The sequence below is a fragment of the Salinirubellus litoreus genome (assembly GCF_037335815.1).
Lineage (GTDB): Archaea > Halobacteriota > Halobacteria > Halobacteriales > Haloarculaceae > Salinirubellus > Salinirubellus litoreus.
This window is the reverse complement of sequence record NZ_CP147841.1, coordinates 4,319,281-4,339,379: the sequence shown is the minus strand read 5'-3', so window position 1 is coordinate 4,339,379 and position 20,099 is coordinate 4,319,281. Positions and strand designations below refer to the sequence as shown.

Here is a 20,099-nt window from a genome sequence, read left to right as displayed (position 1 = left end):
TGTGAGCCCGGCCAGCACCACGACGACCGACCTACCCGTCGGTCGGAAGTGGCGGGTGAGGCACTTCGGTAGCGTTCGTCATGGTCTTGGCTCCCCAGATCACGACGATCGCCGCAGCGAGCACGAACCAGAGCCCGTAGTAGGCCGGGTCCGGGACCACGATGGTCTCGGCGGTGAAGTTCACCCAGCCGTGCAGGACGATGATGCCGAGGATGCTGCGTTCCGTGTTGTTGTAGACCCACGTGATGGCGACCGAGAGCGCGACGGTTCCGGTCATGAACAGCCAGAAGCTCGTCGTCGCGAACCCGACCACGTCGTGTTGATGCGTCCCCCCGATAAAGAACAGCGGGAGGTGCCAGAGGGCCCAGACGACCCCCAGGATCAAGCTCGCGCTCAGCGCCGACCACGTCAGCTGGAGCCGGTCGAGCGCGTACCCTCGCCAGCCCAACTCCTCGAGGATGGGGGGAAGGGTCGCGAAGAACAACGCCGGGAGGATGGCGAGGGGGTTCAGACCGAACCCGGTGACGCCTTCACCCCACGCCGGTCCGATTCCGCCGAGGAGTAGATCCGCGACGCCGGCGAGAACGGCGATACCCAGGGGTACCATCAGGATCACCACGAGCCATCGAAATCCAACGCGCCGGGGATCGACGACGCGGTTCCAGAAGTCACTTCGTCCGCGTTCGTCGTAGACGAGGTAGACGAACGCGATACCGGCCACGCCGGGGACGGCGAGGCCGACGAGGAGCAACACGAGCCCGACGGCGCTATCGAACCGCACGCCGAGCGCGATCGCTGCCAGCCAGAAGACCCAGGTCCCTCCTACCGCGACGGCGAGGTACACCCACCACCTTCCGACACCGCCGGTAGTCTCGATCTTTTCGTCCGTCCGTACGTGTGTGGGCAATGTTCCCATATCGACATATACGGCGGCTCGCGGCCTAACCTCGTAGGATGGTTCTCAACGCCCGAGATGACGAACCGGTAAACGGGAGAAAGCGCCCCTCTATCGGGCCTACCGGTCGGTGCTCGTCGTACCGGTTCTCCTGATCGACACGCGCCGGTATCCATCGAAGTCGGCCCGTTCTCATAGACAACTATCCGTTCTGTCGGTCTCGATGGTGACATCTACCAGATCGTCACACACCCGATCGCACGTATCAGAGTGTCGATTTCCCGCCGACCGGGAACGGCCTGTCCATTTATTCAGGTGACACGACCTGCAGTATCACGAGTGATCCGACTATGGTGACTCTCCACAACCGATCCAAGACCCTTGCCCGTTCGATGCGACCGTGGGGGTTCCCCCTCATCTACCTCGGATGGGCGTTCCTGTTCTGGAGTCCGATCTTCGGCTCCGAGGAGTCCGTCTGGATGGGGTCGAACCTGATACTCTTCCTCGTGGGCGGTGCGAGCCCGCTGATCGCTGGCGTGACGATGGCCTGGCTCACGGGCGGCACGGAACGCGTCCGCGACATCGGTCGACGACTGATCGACGTCCGGCGGATCACCCCGAAATGGTGGCTGGTCGTCCTCCTGTTCTTTCCGGTCTTTGACCTCCTCACGGCTGGTGCGGCTCTCGCCCTCGGCGTGACGGACCGTCCCATCGACGTCGGCCCGGCGGTCCTGGCCGACCTCGGGGCACTTGCGTTCCTGGTGCTCCTCTCGTTCGTCCTTCCGGCCGTCGAGGAGGTCGGCCTGCGTGGCTACTACCTCGACGCGCTACAGGAGCGGTTCAGCCCGCCAGTCGCCGGTCTCCTCAACGGGGGAACCTGGGCCGTCTGGCACGCACCGTTCGTCTACTTCCCGGGCTACTACGCGAACACGACCTTCAACCCGGAGCTCTGGTGGTGGCTCCCGTCGATCGTTCTGCAGACCCTGATCTTCGTCTGGGTGTACAACAACACCAACCGGAGCGTCCTGGCGATACTCGTCATCCACGGGATGATGAACCTGACCGGCGAGCTCCTGGGTCTCGCCCCCGAACTGTTCCCGTTCCAGCTCCCCTTCCTCGTGCTGGTTGCGGCCGCCCTCGTCGTGAGCTGGCGGCGAGGCGCAGACACTCGATCAAAAGACGTCGCAGGCGCTCCCTGATGTCCCGGTGACAGAACCGCTGGTTGGTCATCGCGCTCGTGGCGCTCGCCGTCGGGTTGGCGGTCGACTCGCTCCTCAGGCCGCTCGGAACGGATGTCGTTACCTACCGGTTCTCGGACCTCTCGTGAACCAGACGATCGGCCTGGAGACCGTCCCACTCCTCGTCGTATCGTAGAGCCTCGTATCAGTCTCGTTCCTCCATAGTCCTCATGAAGCGCGTGTCAGGCCGTTGATCGAGAGTCACGACTCCGCTCGGTGTCTTCCCGGAGAGGTTGTGTACGTCCGAACACGATGCCGATCAGGAGAAACGCGACCGGAGCGACGACAGCGTATCCGATGACGCCGATGTTTCGGACCTGCATATCCGCGAGTGGGACACCGATCAGGCCCGCGAGACTCAGGACCCCACTCACGAGGAGGAGGATCCACACCCATCTCTCTAGCCTACTCCCTCCTCTGAACACGGGTACAGCAAAGAGGATCGAGAGGGCAAAGAACCAGTCCCACGCGAGGATGTCCAGCGCGTACACTATCGATGGCCACTCGAACGAGATCACCAGTGGAACCCACGACAGTCCGGTCGCTTCCAGTCGAGGACCGACGGTGAGCCCGACGAAGTGGACGCTAGTCGTAATCGTCGCTAACACGATCATGAAGACGAGTGCGGTCAGACTGTACACCTTGACTGCGGGGCGTGCATACGCGTGAATCGCGACCGTGGTAACGACGTACAATGTCGCTAACGGGATGATGAGAATCCTCATGATTGTGATGTATGGATCTCCGATCGGGTCCTGAGGTGACTCCAGCGAGAGAAACCCGAGAGCAGTAACGAGTGCGTATACCACTCCGAGGACGAATACCAGCCAGGCTGCGGCTCTTCCGATCGTGCGATGCTGTGGTGTGAAACCGGCACGGGGTGGCATACGATGACTCATCGGCTCATATGGCTTCGACATATGATAACGGTTGGTAGCGTGGACCAGTCGGCCCGTTCTGTCGACCGAGACCCACACGGTTTCCAAGCGGAGTGAGAGGACGAATAGTCACAGGCCAGTCGATACACCCGACTACCGGACGTCGGTACTGTTTCGGCCGATCGGTCTCGTGCAGGACGAGGATAATCGAGCACCTCCGGTTCCGTCGAACGTGTGATTCTGACGGTGGGTATCCTTTAGCTCGGGGCCTCCGATGGGCGACCATGCGGACTGCTCGTGTCCTCAAAGGTACCACTGGCGCGGTCGTGGCTCTCCTCGTCGCCGTCCTCGCAGGGATCGTCTGGCTCCGGCGTGAAACCGCCCTGCGGATGGACGAACTTCGTCGTCCGGCGAACACCGAACGCGAGAAGGTGTTCACGCCCGACGACCTGGAGGGCCTACCTGCCCCCGTCCGAGCGTATTTCGAAAACACGCTCCAGGAGGGACAACCATACATCGACTCGGTCCGGTTGAAACAGAACGGCGAACTGCGCCTCGGCGATGCATCGTCGCCCTGGAGACCGTTTACGGCGACACAGCACGTCACGGTCGATCCGCCGGGATTCTTCTGGGACGCCTCGATCACGCTCGTTCCGTTCGTCTCGCTCCGCATCCGCGATCTCTTTCGGGACGGGAACGGTTCTGCGGCGGTCTCGCTGTTCGGTATCATCCCGCTCGATAGGGGTGAGCCGAGCCAGGAACTGAACGAGGCGGAGCTGGTTCGGTATCTCGCCGAGGCTACCTGGTATCCGACAGCGCTGCTCCCCAGCGAAGGCGTCCAGTGGGAGCCGATCGACGATCGGACGGCGAAAGCGACGATCGAACACGGTGACGTGTCCGCCTCGCTCACCTTCTCGTTCAACGAGGACGACGAAGTGACGCGAGTCTACACGGAGGAACGGTATCGACGTGGCGCGGATGGCTTCGAGCCGATGCCGTGGTCGGGGTACTGGCACAACTACCAGAGACGGAACGGAATCCGTATTCCGATGGAAGGCGAAGTCGTCTGGCACCTCCCGGACGGTGATCTCGAGGCGTGGCAGGGGCAGCTCACGGAGATCCACTACGGCGAGTTGTGACCATCGACGCGAGGTTCACCTTCCCGCCCGGTGGTAATCGAGTACAACGGCTTTTATTACTCTTGACGTTTTGTTCAGCATGACGCACGGCCCTCCGTCGGATGGATCTAGAAGAGAACAAGGGAACGCGACGGCGTTGGCCATCGAAACGAGCGGTCTGACCAAGCGATTCGGTGACCACACGGCGGTTGACCATCTCGATCTCGCGATCCCACAGGGGCACGTCTACGGGTTTCTCGGGCCGAACGGTGCCGGGAAGACGACAACGATGCGGATGCTGACCACACTGATGTCCCCGACGGCGGGAACCGCGACGATCATGGGGGCGCCACTTACCGATCGCGAAGCCGTAACTCCGCATATCGGCTACCTCCCCGAGGAGCCGCCGCTCTACGAGGAACTCACGGGGCGAGAGCAGCTCTCGTACGTCGCGTTCCTTCACGATATCCCGGACGAAGTGGCTGCAGACCGGATCGCGGATCTATTGGCCCGCCTCGATATGACCGACGACGCCGACCGGCGGATTTCGACGTACTCCAAGGGGATGCGCCAGAAGATCGGCCTGATCCAGGCGCTCCTCCACGAGCCGGCCGTCCTCTTTCTGGACGAACCGACGAGCGGTCTCGATCCACGGGCTGCTCGGACCGTCCTCGATGTGCTCGCCGAACTCGTCGACGAGGAGACCACCGTCTTCCTGTCGACACACATCCTCTCGGTCGTCGACGAACTCGCGGACACCATCGGCGTCCTCCACGAGGGCCGGTTGGTGGCCGAGGGGGCGCCGACTGACCTCAAGCGCCGCGCCGAGACGGGCGAGGAACGGACCCTCGAACAGGCCTTCCTCGAGGTGACTGCCGACCACGAGGAGGAGGGGGCCCAGGAGGAAGTCGGAGAGTCGGCCGAGGTCGCGAGATGAGCGGGGTCGGACGCGACGTGCGACACGGCCTCGGCATCGCGCGGATCGAACTCCGGCGCTCGGTCCGGAAGTCGTTCGGCACCCGCAAGCGACAGCTGACGGTGCTCGGATTCCTCGCGTTGTTCTCACCGCTCATGGTTTTCTGGGGCCGCATCGCGTATTCGGCCGGCAGAGACGCTGCCGAACAGGGAGGCCTGCCGTTGGACGTCCTCGGGATCCAGCTGACACTGCTCGTCCTCGTGTTCGTCGTCATGGGAGCGTTGCGGGTCGTCCAGCAGGGCCGACCGGATGGTGATGCGCTCCTGCTGACGGCGACAAGTCCACGGGCTGTCCTCGCGGGGGTGACGATCCACGCGACGATTCAGCTCGTGGGGTTCGTGTTGCTCCCGACGCTCCTGTTCGCCGGTGGCTTCGCCCTCGGTGCCGGGATGCCGTCCATCCTTCTGACCACCGTGCTGGCGGTGGTCCCGCTGTTCACGGCGGTGTCGGTGCTCGGGACCGTGATCGGCCAGCTGGTCGTCCTGGGATTGCTCGAGAGCCGAGTGCTCCGGACGGCCAGTCGCGTCTTCGGGCTCGTGCTCCTGCTGGTGCTGATGGCGTTGAGTTACGCCGCGATGGCGCCCGTAATGGGTGTATCCGAGCCGCTCGCTCCCCTGTCTACCGTAGCACTACCCGCCGTCCTGTACCTCGCATTCGTGTTCGTCGGAACGCCGTTCGGTCCGGAACTCGACGCGGGCGCGTTCCTCGTCGGAGCGATCGTCGTCACGAGCGTCCCGGTCCTGTTCGCGGTGGCGAACCGACTGGCACCCCGCCTCTGGTTCGCCGACGCGACCCCGACGGGCCTGATGCAACGTGACGCGGCGCCCGTCACCGGGACGACGCCAGTCACCGAGGGAGCGACGGCTCAACCCGTGCGGGTGTTCCCGCCGCACGGGCCACGACCACTGGCGGTCGCACGCGGCCTGTGGGTTCGCTGGCTCCGGATCCCCGTTCGCTTCTCGGCGCTCTTCCCGCTCGTCATCGTCCTCGTCACCGCGCTCTTTACGAGCGTCAGCAATCCCGCGTCACTTCCAACAGTAATCGGTGGCGTACTCGTCTTCGCCGGCGTCTACGTCTCGGGAGCCGTCTTCGGGCTGAACCCGCTCGGCGAGGCGGGAGAGATGCGAACGGTGGAGTTCCTCTCGCCGACGACGCCGCGCACGCTCATCCTCGGGCACGTGTTCGCCGGCTTGCTCGTCGGGACACCGGTCGCGGTGGGCGGAGCTGCGATACTCGCGGTCTCGATGGGGCTCTCGGTGACAGTGGCCCTCGTCGGCGGCGTCCTCGCTGTCGTGCTGACGGTCGCAAGCGGTGGCGTAGCGGTCGGGATCGGCTCGACCCTCCCCTCCAGGGACGCCCAGCGGACCTATCGGGGCTACGAGGTGGCGACGCCGAGCCAGTGGGCACTGGTCGCGTACATGATCACGGCCATGCTGCTCGTGGTCGTCGCTGCGATGGGGGCGCTGCTGGTACTCCTCTCCAGTGACACCGGAACCGCCTCCCCGCTCTTCGTCGTCGCCGCCGGCATCGCCGCCATTATTCTGCTGGCTATTGGATACGCCGGCTTCCGCGTCGCCGTCGGTCGGTTCGGTGCGGCCCCATACCGAGATACGGCCGACGATGCCCAAGACGCCAGGGTGCCGGGAAGGGACGGGAAGCGTTCGACGTCGACAGGCGGGCTGCGGGCACCCACCTTCACGCGCACCCAGCAGGTCAGGGGACTCGCTCTTCTGGGGGCGTTCGTCGTCCTCCGGGCAGTCCTGGCCCGCGCCTGGGACCGGTACTTCCCCGGCGGCTACAGCACCGACCCACTCTTCCTCGCGTTCCTCGGTGGAATCTTCCTCCTGCTCTCGGTCGGCCTGGTCTATCTCGGCTTTACGCGTTGGGTGGGCATTGACCTCCGAGAGTGGTGGTTCGACCGACGCCAGCTCCGTGGCGACCTCCTCTGGGGGGTCGCCGGTATCGTCCTCGTCCTCGTCTCCACCATCGGTGGCACGCTCGCCCTCACTGCGCTCGTCCCCGGACTCGCACCCGAGGGGGCGGCCGGCGCGGCCCCCGCCCCGACCGTCGCGGCGGGAGCGGCGACGGGGTTCGCGGTGAACCTGCTGCTCGGGTGGTTCTTCGGGTTCGCCATCGCCGCCTTCCAGGAGGAGACGCTGTTCCGCGGGTTCCTCCAGGGCCTCCTCCAGGAGCGGTACGGGCGCGTCGTCGCGATCGTCGGACAGGCGGCCGTCTTCGCGCTCGCCCACCTCGGGTACTACCCGGTCTCGGCGTGGCCGCTGCTCCTCGTCGTGTTCCTCGTCGGGATCGTCATCGGGTGGCTCGTCGACCGCCGGGGCACGCTCCTCGCCGCCGGCATCGCGCACGGGTTCGTCGGGTGATGCGGAACGGGACCATGACCACCGAGACACCGACACACGACGACGCTGGATCGACCCGGGGAGGAGGCGCGGCGGTCGACCGGGACGATTCCCTGCGCTCCTTCGCGCTCTTCGTCGCGGGCACGCTCACGTTCTCGTGGGGGCTCTGGGCACTCCCGCTGCTGGGGGTCCTCCCGCCGTCCTCGATGGGGATCCTCGCCAGGGTCGGCGGGTTCGGCCCGTTCGTGGGGGCGCTCGTCGCGTTGACCGCGTCCGACCGGAGCGTCCGCGAGTGGCTCCGGTCGAACTTGCGAGTTCGCATCCCCGCCCGCTGGTACGGCTACGCGCTCGTCCTGCCGCCCCTCCTCGCCGGGGTCGGCGGCCTCGTCCACGTGGTGGTCTTCGGGGCGAGTCTCGACCTCAAGGCGATCAACCCGCTGTGGTTCTATCCCGTCGCGGTCGTCCTCGTGTTCCTCGTGGGCGGCGGCCAGGAGGAACTCGGCTGGCGCGGGTTCGCCCAGCCCGCGCTCCAGGGACGGCTCTCTGCGGCCACCGCCAGCTTGGTCGTCGGGGTCGTCTGGGCGCTGTGGCACGTCCCGCTCTTCTTCGTTCCCGGCAGTCCACAGGGGGACCTCCCGTTCGTCCCGTACGTCGTCGCGATCCTGGCGTCGTCGGTCGTGCTCGCGTGGCTCTACAACGCGTCGGGGAGCGTCCTGGTGCCGATGCTCTACCACGGCGGTATCAACCCCATCGCCGCCTACTTCCCGACCGGCGGCGTCGAGGCGATCGGGACGGCCACCGGCTACGGCTCGTACACGATCGCCGTCGTCGCGACCGCCGGCCTCCTCCTCGCGGTGTACGGCCCCCGTCACCTCTCGACTCGGCCCCGGGTTGTGCTGGCGGATCTCGTCGCGTCCGTCCCCGAAGTCGAACGGTGAGGCCCCCACGAGCCACCGATACACCCCGCAGTGTCGGAACCCGTTCCCCGATCGTCCGCGCTCCTCCCCTTCCCGATCGGGACCGTACCCCGGCCCCGTCGTGCGTACCCGTCTCACCGTCCCGGAAAACAGTTAGCGCCAGGCCGACGGTCGTCGAACCGTATGGAGTTCACTCGTCACGAGCACCCGTTCGAGAGCCGGGACGTCACCTGTGCCGGCTGGCTGTATCGGCCGGTCGACGCGGAGGAGCCACCGATCGTCGTCATGGCCCACGGGTTCGGCGGTGAGCGAACGTGGCGTCTGCCCGCCTTCGCCGAGCGGTTCGCTTCGGTGGGTTTCGCGGTCTTCCTCTTCGACTACCGCACGTTCGGGGCCAGCGCGGGCGAACCGCGGAACCTGATCGATCCGTTCGGACATCGTGCGGACTGGCTCGCGGCCATCGAACACGTCCGGTCGATGCCGGACGTCGACGTCGACCGCCTCGGCCTCTGGGGGACGTCGTTCAGTGGCGGACACGTCGTCGAGGCTGCCGCACGCGTCGACGACGTCTCGGCCGTCGTCGCGCAGGTCCCGTTCGTCGACGGGCCCCGGACAGCCCTGAATCTGGTCCGACAGGGCGGTATCGAGTACCTGAAAACCGGTCTCGTGGCAGGTCTTCGAGACCTCGGACGGACGCTCACACGCCGCCGACCGTACTACGTCCCGCTGGTCGGTGCTCCCGACGAGTTCGCGGTCCTCAACACGCCGGATGCGCTCTCAGGCGTCGAAGCGCTGATCCCCGACGACGAGGACTGGGACAACCGCTGTCCCGCGCGGATCGCTCTGACCATCATGGCGTACCGACCGCTGTCCCGTGCGAGTGAGGTGGACGCACCGGTCTTCGTCGCACAGGCGACGGAGGATACGATAATCCCCGCCTCGACGACCGACTGTCTGGTCCGGGAACTCGACGACGTCGAACGGGTCAGATACCCGGTCGGGCACTTCGACGCATATCGAGGCGAGGCGTTCGAGGTGCTGGTCGAACGCGAGACCGAGTTTCTCGAGCGACACCTCTGTGAGTGAACCGGGTGGTCGAGGGGACGGCTCCCGACCCGGAGGACCGATACAACCATCAGTCCTATGAGTTTACCGACAGTATGGTCCGTCAGAGAGCGGGATCCGGACTCCGACAGCCCTCCACCCGATGGTGCTGGCGACCGCTACAGCGTCCGTGGACACGCGGACGACGTGCGCATGGTCGGTAGCATACAGCTCCTGGGCGCGACGGTGGTCGTCCTGGCGTTCGTGGACATCGGACGCCGATGGGGCGGTCCGTACCCGCCACGACTCTCACCGGCATCCGACGAACGCCGCGAAATGCTCGAGATCGCAGCGCTGTTCCTTCTCTCAATCGGGGGTATCGCCTACGGGATCCTCGTCTATCGGGACGTCGTGGCGTTCAACCCGGTCGTCGTCCCACTCGGCGAACGTGGGCTCACGCTCGTCTTCGTACTCGGGGCGGTGGCTGCGGTGATCGTTCCGGCCGCGCTCGAACTCGGCGTCCGGGGCCGATCGATCCGGGATCTCGGATTCCGGCTGCCCGCCGAGTGGCGGCCCGCGCTCCTCCTCGTCGGCATGGGCGTCGCCCTCGGGATGGCGCCCCTCGCGTTCGGATTCCCCGAACCGCAGTCCACCTTCCCGCTCCTCCTGGCCCTGTACGCACCGGTCTTCGAGGAGGAGTTTCTCTACCGAGGAGTGATCCAGTCGAAGCTCGAACGGGTCCTCCCCCAGGAGCGCGCGTGGGTCGCCGCCGGTGTGCTGTTCGGGCTGAGCCACGTCCCGAACGACTTCTTCGGACCGTTCTGGCTGGGGAGCGGTGGCGATCCGCTCGTCGCCGTCCTCCGGCTCGCCGAACAGACCGCGAGCGGACTCTTGTACGGGTTGCTGTACATGAAGTCCCGGACCCTCGCCGCACCGATTATCGCGCACTACTGTTCGAACAAGCTCGCGGTCGTCGTGAGTACCGTCTGGGGCTAGCAAGTGATGGACGCAATCCGCAACCGACCCGTGCTCGCGTTCTTCGGCCTCACGATGGCGGTCTCCTGGGGCCTCTGGTGGCCGATCGCTAGCGGATACGTGGAGAGCGCCGTCGCCGAGCGGGTCGCGGTGTTCGGGCCGACGATCGCCGCGCTCGTGCTCACAGGCTCTCTTCAGGGGCGTGAAGGGCTCGTCCGACTCGGGCGTCGGCTCCGCCACTGGCGAGTCGGACCGCGCTGGTACCTCCTCAGCCTGGGGTTCAGCCCGGCGCTGCTGCTCGTCGCCGTCGGGGTCCACCGCGCGACCGGCGGGTCGCTCCCGCCGCTGTCGCTCCCGGACCCGCCGATCATCGTCATCGGGTTCGTCTACGTCCTCCTGACGAGCGTCGCTGGCGAGGAACTCGGCTGGCGCGGGTTCGCCCTCCCGCGACTCCAGCGGTCGTACTCCGCCCTCACTGCGAGTCTCCTCCTCGGCATCGTCTGGTTCCTCTGGCACCTCCCGCTGTTCTACATGCAAGACGATTTCCACCGGTTCATCCCGCTCGAACTGTTCGCCCTCCAGGTCGTCGGGTTCACCGTGCTCTACACGTGGCTGTTCAACAGCACCGGCGGGAGTCTCGTCCTCCCCCACCTGTTCCACACCGCGAACAACTTCACGTTCTTCGTCCTCCCGGTCCTCCCGAGCGGCCCGACGGACTCGACGCGACCGCTCTGGATCGGGATCGGACTCCTCTGGGTCGTCGTCGCGGTCGTCGTCCTCGTGACCGGTCCCGAGAGCCTGTCCCGAACCGCCTCGAGGGTCACGTACCTCGACCGAACAGCGTGAGCGCGCTCGTGCTCCTGACTCGGTGCCCCCGAGACCGTCCGGATCCCCCCGCTGGGGGATCGGTGAATCCCCTGATGCCACCGAGTACCAGTCGGTCCAGCACACGGGACGCTGGCGACGGAGCGGTCGATGAGAATCACCGCGGGGACGAGCTGGAGGCGCTTCGACCGTCCAGAACGCCACGTAACCGGGTGCGCGTCGAGCGTCTCTTCCGGTGACTCATTCATCCCGCGGGATGGAGAGCTCCCCTCGCGAGCGTACGTCCACCCAGGCCAGAAAGAAGCTCACCAGCGTCAGTAGCAGGAACGTACCCAGCGGAACCGGATCGATCGAACCGTCCGGTCGCACGGCCCAGGTGCCACCGGCGAACAGGGAGAGTATCCCGATCCCGATCAGTTCGACGTCACGTCCGGTGATCAGATCTGGCGGCATCCTCGGTCTCCGTGAACAGCAATCAGTTCCCCCGTCAACATATAGCTACACACCGACTCTCGCTCGACGACCTCGTTCGTTCTCGAGCCACACTCGGTGGGTGAAGACAGAGCCTTTCGTCTCGATTCGATGTCGACGATTCCTGCCGTACGATGCCGTCAACCACTGGAAGACGACCGGACGAACTGTGTCTCGAGCGAACGATTCTCGGCCCGCGGAAATCAGCTGAGTATCATATATCGATTCTACCGCGTATCCTCAACTGAGGTAGATCAGCATGACGAGAACTCGGGAATCGGGACAGCTACCGTCGGACAGCGCGGGATCGACGTCCGCTGGAACGTGGCGACGCCGGATCGAGTGGACGGCGGGCGTCACACTCCTCGGGCTGGTCTACTGGACGCTGGTCCGGCCGCGAATGCTGAACTGGGGCGCGACGCCAGCCGAGGTCGCCCGGTCGCTTCCGGGTGACGCCCTGCTCCCGGACGCGGGCGGCGAGTCGACGATGGCGATCACCGTCGACGCACCGCCCGACGCCATCTGGCCGTGGCTGCGCCAGCTCGGCCAGGAGCAGGGCGGGTTCTACAGCTACGAGCCCGCGGAGAACCTCGTGGGGCTCGACATCCACAACGCGGATCGGATCGTCCCGGAGTGGCAGGACCTCGATGTCGGCGATACGGTCCGGCTCGGCCGTGCCGACCGGTTCCCCGACGCGACGCTCGAAGTCGCCGCGTTCGACCCCGAGGCGTCGCTCGTCCTGCGGACGCCCGACGATCCGCCCTGGTGGGTCTGGGCGTTCGTGCTCGAACCGATCGACGAGGCGACGACGCGGCTGCTCGTTCGCTCGCGGATCCGCCTGCCCGAGAATCCGGTCGTCCACGTTGCCTCGCTTGTGGCCCTCGATCCCGTCTCGTCGCTGATGACCTACGGGATGCTCCGGGGGATACGGAGACGGGCCGAGCAACTCGCCCGGACGGGACGGGTCGGGGAGGTGAGCAGTCCGAGGCAGGAGAAATGACCGCGGTGCTCGGGCTCGCGGTCGGGGTCTTCCTCGTGCTACACGGGCTCGTCCACCTCTGGTACGTCGTCCTGAGCCAGGGGTGGGTCGAGATGGAGGATGCCATGGGCTGGAACGGGCGGTCCTGGCTCCTCTCGGACCTGCTGACCGAGGGAACGGTCCTCTCGCTGGCGAGTGTCCTCTACGTGCTCGTGGCGGTGGGGTTCCTCGCGGGTGGTGTGGGATACGCACTCGACCGGGACTGGGCGACGCCCGTGCTGGTCGGCGCCGCCGTCCTCTCGACGGTCGTCCTCGTCGCGATGTGGGACGGCCAGTTCGACCTGCTGGTCGAGAAGGGCGTCGTCGGCGTGGCTATCAACGTCGCCGTCGTGGCCATCCTCGTCCTCCGGTGAGTCGGTCGTGGGCGACCACGCCCGTCCCACACCTGTAGGCCCATTCGAGGTCTCGCACTCAGTGGTCCGCTCGGGGATGTCTCCCGTTCTCACTTCGGCATCCGGGCCGGCTCGAACTCCTGAAGCCCGAAGTACGTGATCGGGGCTGTCCCGCTCCCGACGGCTACGAGAAGGAACTGGATGAGGACACCGGTCACCGGAACGCGCCCGAGCGCCTCACTGCCGATCAGGAACAGCCCGGCGCTGACGGCCGTCGCCACGGCTGTGCGCTCGACCGGCAGTCGCCTGGCGATGAGGTACCAATAGACTGGGTAAGCGTAGAGGACGACGAGTAGCGGCGGAGCCCGGGTTCGTGATGGTCTCCCCGGATTCGGGTTCGGTCATGCGCTCCCCCGAAGCCGGCGACGAAGGTCAGAGATCAATGCGACCGGGAACTGATAACGCGACAGAAGCACGTGTCCGACGGCGAGAACGGCGTTCGCCGGCCACCAGAATCCGAGCGGGGCGAGAGCGACCTGAAACGCGGCCCCGATGCCATGTCCGAGGCGGGCTCTGCGCCTCTGACTCAGGACGAGACCAGCGAGGAGGATTTCTAAGGCCGCGAGTATGGGGAGAAGCATCTCGAGATTCGGAAGCACGTACCCCGTCCAGAGTACCCGGTACCAGTCGAAGAGAATGTAGGGCGTGATCTCGACGTAGACGCCGGGATCTCTCCACCAGAGGAACAGGTTGATCACCCCTCCGATCAGGTACATGGCACCGTAGACGACTCGGCCGAGTGCGGCCGTGATCGGTGGGCGATCCGTGTTCATACACGATTCATCTCATCGCGGTCGCATTATCGTCTACAGCGATTCTCGGCGGACGGGAAGATGCCTCAGAGCATTAGCCCGTGGATGCCGGATTACAGACATGGCCACACGAACAGGGGACTGGATACGAAACCACCGAATAGCGTCGTTCTTCCTCCTCGCGTACGCCATCTCCTGGAGCCTGGACGCCTCGGTTCTGTTGCTGGGCATGGAGCCCTCCTGGACGCGGTGGATCATCAGCGGCTTTCTCAGTGCCCTCGGCCCGGCGATCGCCGCGGGGGTGGTCCTCTCCGTCAGCGGGGACAGCCTTCGAGACTGGCTTGGACGAGTCCTCCGCTGGCGCGTGCGTCCGAAGTGGTACGCCGCGGCCGTCGGGATCCCAGTGATCGTCGCGCTGGGCTCCGGTGCCGTTCTCCAGATGGTCGGTGGTCCGGTCGACTTCGCGTCGTTCGCCTTCGACCCGATCACCCTCGGCATCGGGATCCTCCTCGGCACCACGATCGGCGGCGGCCAGGAGGAACTGGGCTGGCGCGGCTTCGCCCAGCCCGAACTCCAGGAGCAGTACGGTGGACTCTGGGCCGCCGTGATCATCGGGGTGCTCTGGGGTGGCTGGCATCTGCCGCTCTTTTTCGATCCGACGGCGATCCACTCCCAGTGGCCGCTGAGCGCCCAGATTGCCTACTTCGTCGGGATCATGGCGTTCTCGATACTGCTCGCGTGGGTGTACAACGGCTCCGGTGGGAGCATCCTCCTGGCGATGCTCATGCACGGGACGGAGAACGCCGTCGGAGGACTGGTCCCCCTCGATCTGGATCGAGCGATCGTCGAAGGCGTCCCGGACTGGGTGGCGCTCGCACCGATGAACGTCTCCCACGCCGTACTCATGTGGGTACTCGCGCTCGTGGTCATCGGCGTCGTCGGGGCGGGGTTGCTGGCACAGCGTGAGAGCCAAGAGAGGCGTAGCTCGTCGACCGCACGAGACGCGTGAATCCAGGGCGAGCGAAATCCATAGAGAGGCGATGGAGGTGGGATGTTCGGACCGTCGGCGAGAGCTCCCGTCGGTGATGTCCAGTTACTGTTCGTCCAGTGTCGGTATCCCGTGGGCGTCCTCTACGAGTTCTCCCAACCGTCGGACGAACCGTGCGGCGGGCGCACCGTCGACGACGTCGTGATCGAACGTCACCGTGAGATCGAGGAACTCGCGGGTCGTGAGTTCCCCGTCGACGAGTCTCGGCTTCCTGCTGATACCCCCTATGGTCAACTGTAACGTGTAGTTCGTCGGACTGACCGCCCATCCACCGCCTCGACCGAACATCCCCACCGAAGTGACGGCGACGGTCCCCGCCACGTCCTTCCACTGCCGAGGGAACCACTGCGGAAGCCGCCAGACGAGCCGCCGGACGGAGCCGGGGAGCCGGAGCGCCATCCTCCCCAGACCCGAGAGCGCTGTCGGATCCGGGGACTCCTGGGCGGTTCGTATCTCGTCGTGGATCGACTGGACGGACCGTTCGTTAGCCCCTCTGACGACGTGGGGGACGCCTAATCGCTCGCCGTCGACCGTGGTCTCGACGAGCACGTTCACGTCGACGTCGTCGAACACGTGGACCCGACCACGCCAGTCGCGATACGCGTTGATATGGGGGTGATCATCGATGGCCCGTGCGAGACAGCACACGAGGAATGCGGTGAACGAGAGCTGCTCTCCCGTCTCCTCCTCGATGGTCCGGATACGCTGTCTCGCCTCGGTGACGTCGAACTCGACGAGACCGTGGACGTTGCTTCGCCGGCCCGCCGCTCGCATGTAATCGACCGTCCCTCGGCGGCGGGGGGAGAACGGCTCGATCCGATCACCACGGTCGCTCATACCGTTCGTGCCTCGGGAGGGGACATACCTCTTGACCCTCCGCGTCGAATTCTCGATCGAGGAAGGTCGAATGATCGAAGAGTCGAGAAACGGAGATCCGACGGGATCGACGACTGCATCGGTCGGCCGGTCCGGCAGTGCCTGGATCGCCGTCCTCTCCGTGGGCGCGTTGCTGGCCGTGTATCACGTCCTTCTTCGACCCTGGCACAGGACGTGGGGCGCCACCGACGAGGAAGTGAACCGACAGCTCCCGGGTGACGACGTCGTTCCTGAACCGAGTGACGAGACCACTCGAGCGGTCACGGTCGAAGCGTCGAGTGACGACGTCTGGTCGTGGGTGGTCCAACTCGGACAGGGACGCGGCGGCTTCTACAGCTACACCTGGCTCGAGAACCTGGTCGGTGCGGACATCCACAACGTCGACCGGATCGTCCCGGAGTTCCAGGAGCTGGAGGAAGGCGATCCGATCCGGATGGTCCGTGAGAACTACTGGCTGCAGAGCTCGATCACCTCGATGACTGTCGAACGTGTCGACCCCGGCCGGACGCTCGTCCTCCAGGGACACGACGGCGGGACGTGGGCGTTTCATCTCGATCCACTAGACGAAGGGACGACGCGCTTCATCGTCCGCGGGCGGAAACCCGAGAACCGAACCGCCGTCGGGTACCTCCTGCGCTATCTCACGTACGAACTGCCGCATTTCGTCATGGAACGGGGGATGATGCTCGGGATACAGACTCGCGCCGAACGTTACTGTCGAGACGAACAAGAAGGCCCGCCGTGACTGGTCTCGGCCACGACTACCGTACCACTGTCAGTCTGATGCCCGTCAGATCTAACCTCGGGAGAGGACGGATTCGGCGTCCGATCCCGATAGCCGACGAACCGCTCCTCGACCCGAACGCCGATCGGACTGTGGTCGACTGCTTCAGGAGGAGCTCGAGGACACGGCACTGTTACGAGTACGACGGACAGGTGTACGCCGAGTACGACACCGCCGAGGAGACCACAGTCTACCTCTCCGCGGAACTCGGCGGCCGGAACGAGCGGCTCTCGGGCGGGTGACCGGCAACGAGTACCGCGAGCGGTCACGGACGGAGTTACTCGGCCCACAGTCGGGCCGGGTTCTGACCGAGGGGGAACTCGAAGTAGGCCGCGGGAACTACCTGAACTGAGAGGCTGGAGACTCGATATGAACGTTCACGAACTCCTCGACGTCGGAACCGTCGGGCTGAGTGCGCTCCTCCTGCGTGATGCGACGTTCTTCGCACGGTCGCCCGACTCGCGCCCGCTCGTCGAGGTGGCGAGCGACTCGGAGGCCAGCGTCGACGACCTCGGTCGTGCTGGAGAGCGGACCGTCACCGTCGACACACCGGTCGGGGCGTTCGAGGCGGCGTACCTGCCCTGGCAGTGGCGTGGGCCGAAGTATCCGACGCTCATCTATCACCACGGGAGCGGGGAGCGACCGTTCGAGTTCGGGCGGTTCAGTGCGAACTCGTTTCGGCGGCTGTTCGTCGCGAGCGACGAGACGGTTCCGGCCAACCTCGTGGCCGTCAGGGCACCGTTCCACGACGGGTCGAACGTGGAATACGCCCGGGCGATGGGTGACCTCGAGAACTTCGTCGGGATGCTCGCCGCCTCCGTCGGCCTGATCGACGCGCTCGCGACACAGGCTAGCGAGCGAACCAACAGTCCGGTCCTCGCATCGGGTATCAGCCTCGGTGGCTGGGCTGTCAACCTCCACCGGACCTGCTTCGACACCGTCGACCGGTACGTCCCGATCTTCGCCGGCGCCGCGCTGGGTGAGATGTTCGTCTCGTCCGTCTATCGGAAGATGACCGCAGGGTCAGCCCGGAGACGGCCGGACCACCTCCGTGACGTGCTCGACTTCGAGGAGGAATTCACGGCCGTCGAGGCCGACGACTGCTCCCCAGTGCTTGCCCGGTACGACCGCATCATCGAGTACGATCGACAGCGCCCCTCCTACGAGGGGATGCCGCTGTCCGTACTGGACAAGGGCCACGTCACCGGATCGCTCGCGACGGGACTGCTTCGGGAACATATCAACCGTGTTCTCTCGACGTGTGATACCGATCGAGTCGGCCGAGGATAGCGGCTATTCAAACACGGGGAAGACGAACGCCCCTGTACATGCGCGACCGATCACCAGTCGGCCCGGGTCGCCGGCGGTTCCTCACCACGCTGGTCGCAGTCGCAGGCACCACGTCCATCGCCGGGTGTTCGACGCTCTGGGACCAGACCGGTGCAACGGACGTCGTCGTCTACAACCTGCGGACCGAACCCATCGTCGTTTCAGTGACGATCACGCCGACCGACGCGGAGGAGTCACATACCGCGAGAGAACTGGAGATCGCCCCCGGTGCGAAGGTCGATCCCGTGAATCGCTCGAAACTGCCGACGAACAGCAGTTATTCGATCACGGTGGAGGTGGACGGGGGGCCGAGGGAAACGTTCGATTGGGACGATCCCGATGTCGAGCTAGCACCCCTCTACATCTTGATCGACGAGACCCAGAATATCACGTTCCTCCTGCAGGCTGGGTGAACAACAGCGTCAGCAAACCTAAACGATTGGAAGCAGACAACGAGCACATGAATTACAACTGGTCTGAGACGGAGTTATCCGTGCAAAACGCGGTTATAGTCGTTCTTCTCACGAGCATTGCCGGATACACGTTCGGGTTTCTGTTCACCGTTCACTTCGTCGCTTCACTGGCTGAGGCAGTATGGCTGACCACGGTCCTATTTGCATTGATCGGGCTGAATCTCTGGGGCGCTCGTCGGTCATGAACTAACCCTTCGGTTCGCCTGGAGTTGAATGGAGGTTAGACCGGAAGGAACGGAAAGACGAGTAATCCGAGCCCGACAACAGTCAGCAGCCCGCCGAAGGCCAAGAAGACGAGCCCTCCACGCTTGCCCTCCTTCACCAGCTGGGCCTCGGACTTGTCCGAGAGGACGAAGTCGCCATCGGCCGTCGGCCCACCGATCACGTAATCACGCGTATCCCAGCCGGCCTGAGTTTCGCGGGCGGTTCCAAGCACGTAGACGTCCTCGCCCGGTTCGAGCACGCCTTCCCGGTAGCGTCGTCTTTCCCCCGTACTCAGCGGGCCGATATCGTGACCCTCCGGGAGATCGAGTTCGGGCTCGTTCTCGACATAGGTCCGGATCGACTCAGGCGGGTCGTCGCCGGCCTCGACCTTCCACTCGTCCTGTTCGAGGTTCAGTCCGCCATCAGCCGGGAGTTCGACGAGGAGATCACCGGTGCCGTCGTCGACGTAGATCGGTTCGGCCGTCTCCTCCTCGAATATCGTCTTCCAGTTGCCACCACCCTCACCGCCGGTATGCCACTCCTGAACCTCGACGTGCACGGCCAGCGCGTCCGTATCCGAAAACGGGGTTGTTCGAAGCGATGCGTCCTGGGCCCCGTGGACGGTCCCCTTGACCTCAACCGGTCCGGGCGATACATCCCGGATTCGTGTGGTCTCGGTCTCCTCCATCCGTGTGCTCTCCGCCCGCTCCCTGCGCCCCTTGTTCATCGTCACGAGGCCTGCGATCACGAAAACGATGCTGCCGAGCGAGATGACGAACTGTTGGTCCATCGAATGGCCTCGCACTTCTAGATGTAGTCACATAAAATCAGGGGTGTACGCGCCGGGGGGTCGAAGGGTCACAGTTTAACGACACGGTAGCCCCAGCGGAAGGCCCCGCTAAAGAAGATGACTGCGCCGGTGCCCATCACGACGAACGGGTCGGCCGTTCCCGATGCACCGGACTGAGTCACGTAGCTGTAGACGCCGTATCCCATAACGACGAGGCCAACGACCAGCGCCAGAACGATCCGGATCTGTGGGATCGGTTCGTGAGCCACGTCAATAGGATCGAGAGTTCGACGAGCTGGAGCAGATAGAGGCCGAGTCGGAGCGTGTGCTGGATGGTACCCGAAATGAAAACCAGTGGGAGATGCCACCCAGCCCAGACGACACCAACGATGAGCCCGGCTGTGAGCGGGCTGTACGTCTCTTGAAGTGCTGGCAGGAGGTACCCGCGCCAGCCGGGTTCCTCGAGCCCGCCGCCGAACAGGATGATGAACCCGAGAAAGAGCGGATACTCGACGATGCCCGGAAGCGCCAGAGCGAGTATATAGTACCGCAGCGCGACGCGAGCCGCGAAGACCTCCCGAAGCCACGCCCTCACGGATCGACCCGATGCCCGAACGAGGACGGCACTCGCGGCCAACGGTCCGAGCCCGCCGGGCACGAACAGGAGCGTTCCTGTGGGCGTCGCCCCGGTCTCGCTGCTCGCCCACACGCACCA

23 protein-coding genes are annotated in these 20,099 nt (G+C 65.3%); 15 read left to right on the top strand and 8 right to left on the bottom strand.

From position 1 onward, the window contains the following. Positions 1–31: 31 nt before the first annotated feature. Complete coding sequence (locus WDJ58_RS21615) at positions 32–844, bottom strand: type II CAAX endopeptidase family protein (RefSeq protein ID WP_338915382.1); 813 nt, start codon at positions 842–844, stop codon at positions 32–34. A gap of 443 nt (positions 845–1,287) precedes the next feature. Between WDJ58_RS21615 and WDJ58_RS21610 the strand changes: the two genes are divergently transcribed. Then, complete coding sequence (locus WDJ58_RS21610) at positions 1,288–2,094, top strand: CPBP family intramembrane glutamic endopeptidase (RefSeq protein ID WP_338915381.1); 807 nt, start codon at positions 1,288–1,290, stop codon at positions 2,092–2,094. Positions 2,095–2,315: 221 nt separating this feature from the next. On the opposite strand, the gene WDJ58_RS21605 is transcribed toward WDJ58_RS21610, so the two are convergent. Beyond that, a complete protein-coding gene (locus WDJ58_RS21605) occupies positions 2,316–3,020 on the bottom strand; it encodes a hypothetical protein (RefSeq protein ID WP_338915380.1) in 705 nt (234 codons plus the stop codon). A gap of 275 nt (positions 3,021–3,295) precedes the next feature. On the opposite strand from WDJ58_RS21605, the gene WDJ58_RS21600 reads away from it, so the two are divergent. From WDJ58_RS21600 to WDJ58_RS21570, 7 genes are all read left to right on the top strand, one after another. After that, on the top strand, positions 3,296–4,150 hold the full coding sequence (locus WDJ58_RS21600) for a DUF6920 family protein (RefSeq protein WP_338915379.1): 855 nt from the start codon (positions 3,296–3,298) through the stop codon (positions 4,148–4,150). Between the two features lie 79 nt (positions 4,151–4,229). Then, complete coding sequence (locus tag WDJ58_RS21595) at positions 4,230–5,066, top strand: ABC transporter ATP-binding protein (RefSeq protein ID WP_338915378.1); 837 nt, start codon at positions 4,230–4,232, stop codon at positions 5,064–5,066. After that, positions 5,063–7,486, top strand: a complete 2,424-nt coding sequence (locus WDJ58_RS21590) for a type II CAAX endopeptidase family protein (RefSeq protein WP_338915377.1) — start codon at positions 5,063–5,065, stop codon at positions 7,484–7,486. The genes WDJ58_RS21595 and WDJ58_RS21590 overlap by 4 nt, the downstream gene beginning before the upstream one ends. A gap of 14 nt (positions 7,487–7,500) precedes the next feature. Continuing rightward, positions 7,501–8,403 (top strand): type II CAAX endopeptidase family protein, encoded by a 903-nt coding sequence (locus tag WDJ58_RS21585; protein ID WP_338915376.1) that lies wholly within the window; start codon positions 7,501–7,503, stop codon positions 8,401–8,403. Between the two features lie 162 nt (positions 8,404–8,565). After that, positions 8,566–9,468: an alpha/beta hydrolase gene (locus tag WDJ58_RS21580; RefSeq protein WP_338915375.1), complete on the top strand. Its 903-nt coding sequence runs from the start codon at positions 8,566–8,568 to the stop codon at positions 9,466–9,468. 171 nt (positions 9,469–9,639) lie between these two features. Further along, entirely contained in the window at positions 9,640–10,422 is a 783-nt protein-coding gene (locus tag WDJ58_RS21575) for a CPBP family intramembrane glutamic endopeptidase (RefSeq protein WP_338915374.1), read from the top strand. A gap of 6 nt (positions 10,423–10,428) precedes the next feature. Next, positions 10,429–11,247, top strand: a complete 819-nt coding sequence (locus WDJ58_RS21570; protein WP_338915373.1) for a CPBP family intramembrane glutamic endopeptidase — start codon at positions 10,429–10,431, stop codon at positions 11,245–11,247. Positions 11,248–11,466: 219 nt separating this feature from the next. Here the strand turns inward: WDJ58_RS21570 and WDJ58_RS21565 are convergent, their stop codons facing one another. Continuing rightward, the gene (locus tag WDJ58_RS21565; RefSeq protein WP_338915372.1) at positions 11,467–11,679 is read right to left on the bottom strand and encodes a hypothetical protein; all 213 of its coding nucleotides are present in this window, start codon (positions 11,677–11,679) and stop codon (positions 11,467–11,469) included. A gap of 277 nt (positions 11,680–11,956) precedes the next feature. Here WDJ58_RS21565 and WDJ58_RS21560 point away from each other — a divergent pair, with 277 nt between their 5' ends. Next, complete coding sequence (locus WDJ58_RS21560; protein WP_338915371.1) at positions 11,957–12,697, top strand: hypothetical protein; 741 nt, start codon at positions 11,957–11,959, stop codon at positions 12,695–12,697. Further along, the gene (locus WDJ58_RS21555; RefSeq protein WP_338915370.1) at positions 12,694–13,089 is read left to right on the top strand and encodes a hypothetical protein; all 396 of its coding nucleotides are present in this window, start codon (positions 12,694–12,696) and stop codon (positions 13,087–13,089) included. Before WDJ58_RS21560 ends, WDJ58_RS21555 begins: the two co-directional genes overlap by 4 nt. Positions 13,090–13,178: 89 nt before the next feature. Here the strand turns inward: WDJ58_RS21555 and WDJ58_RS21550 are convergent, their stop codons facing one another. Both WDJ58_RS21550 and WDJ58_RS21545 read right to left on the bottom strand, forming a co-directional pair. Then, positions 13,179–13,349, bottom strand: a complete 171-nt coding sequence (locus tag WDJ58_RS21550) for a hypothetical protein (RefSeq protein ID WP_338915369.1) — start codon at positions 13,347–13,349, stop codon at positions 13,179–13,181. Between the two features lie 120 nt (positions 13,350–13,469). Then, positions 13,470–13,901: a hypothetical protein gene (locus tag WDJ58_RS21545; protein ID WP_338915368.1), complete on the bottom strand. Its 432-nt coding sequence runs from the start codon at positions 13,899–13,901 to the stop codon at positions 13,470–13,472. Between the two features lie 100 nt (positions 13,902–14,001). Here WDJ58_RS21545 and WDJ58_RS21540 point away from each other — a divergent pair, with 100 nt between their 5' ends. Beyond that, a complete protein-coding gene (locus WDJ58_RS21540; protein ID WP_338915367.1) occupies positions 14,002–14,889 on the top strand; it encodes a CPBP family intramembrane glutamic endopeptidase in 888 nt (295 codons plus the stop codon). An 84-nt stretch (positions 14,890–14,973) separates the two neighbouring features. Here the strand turns inward: WDJ58_RS21540 and WDJ58_RS21535 are convergent, their stop codons facing one another. After that, the gene (locus WDJ58_RS21535) at positions 14,974–15,765 is read right to left on the bottom strand and encodes a 2-oxo acid dehydrogenase subunit E2 (RefSeq protein WP_338915366.1); all 792 of its coding nucleotides are present in this window, start codon (positions 15,763–15,765) and stop codon (positions 14,974–14,976) included. A 70-nt stretch (positions 15,766–15,835) separates the two neighbouring features. Here WDJ58_RS21535 and WDJ58_RS21530 point away from each other — a divergent pair, with 70 nt between their 5' ends. From WDJ58_RS21530 to WDJ58_RS21515, 4 genes are all read left to right on the top strand, one after another. Continuing rightward, positions 15,836–16,549 carry a hypothetical protein gene (locus tag WDJ58_RS21530; protein WP_338915365.1) on the top strand — a complete coding sequence of 238 codons (714 nt, stop codon included), beginning with the start codon at positions 15,836–15,838 and terminating at the stop codon, positions 16,547–16,549. After that, on the top strand, positions 16,546–16,830 hold the full coding sequence (locus tag WDJ58_RS21525) for a hypothetical protein (protein ID WP_338915364.1): 285 nt from the start codon (positions 16,546–16,548) through the stop codon (positions 16,828–16,830). Before WDJ58_RS21530 ends, WDJ58_RS21525 begins: the two co-directional genes overlap by 4 nt. A 127-nt stretch (positions 16,831–16,957) precedes the next feature. Then, the gene (locus WDJ58_RS21520; RefSeq protein WP_338915363.1) at positions 16,958–17,878 is read left to right on the top strand and encodes a hypothetical protein; all 921 of its coding nucleotides are present in this window, start codon (positions 16,958–16,960) and stop codon (positions 17,876–17,878) included. A 38-nt stretch (positions 17,879–17,916) separates the two neighbouring features. Then, the gene (locus WDJ58_RS21515; protein ID WP_338915362.1) at positions 17,917–18,330 is read left to right on the top strand and encodes a hypothetical protein; all 414 of its coding nucleotides are present in this window, start codon (positions 17,917–17,919) and stop codon (positions 18,328–18,330) included. A 280-nt stretch (positions 18,331–18,610) separates the two neighbouring features. Here the strand turns inward: WDJ58_RS21515 and WDJ58_RS21510 are convergent, their stop codons facing one another. Together WDJ58_RS21510 and WDJ58_RS21505 are read right to left on the bottom strand one after the other, a co-directional pair. Continuing rightward, the gene (locus WDJ58_RS21510) at positions 18,611–19,282 is read right to left on the bottom strand and encodes a GIDE domain-containing protein (RefSeq protein ID WP_338915361.1); all 672 of its coding nucleotides are present in this window, start codon (positions 19,280–19,282) and stop codon (positions 18,611–18,613) included. A gap of 280 nt (positions 19,283–19,562) precedes the next feature. Continuing rightward, positions 19,563–20,093, bottom strand: a complete 531-nt coding sequence (locus tag WDJ58_RS21505) for a CPBP family intramembrane glutamic endopeptidase (protein WP_338915360.1) — start codon at positions 20,091–20,093, stop codon at positions 19,563–19,565. Positions 20,094–20,099: the final 6 nt, after the last annotated feature.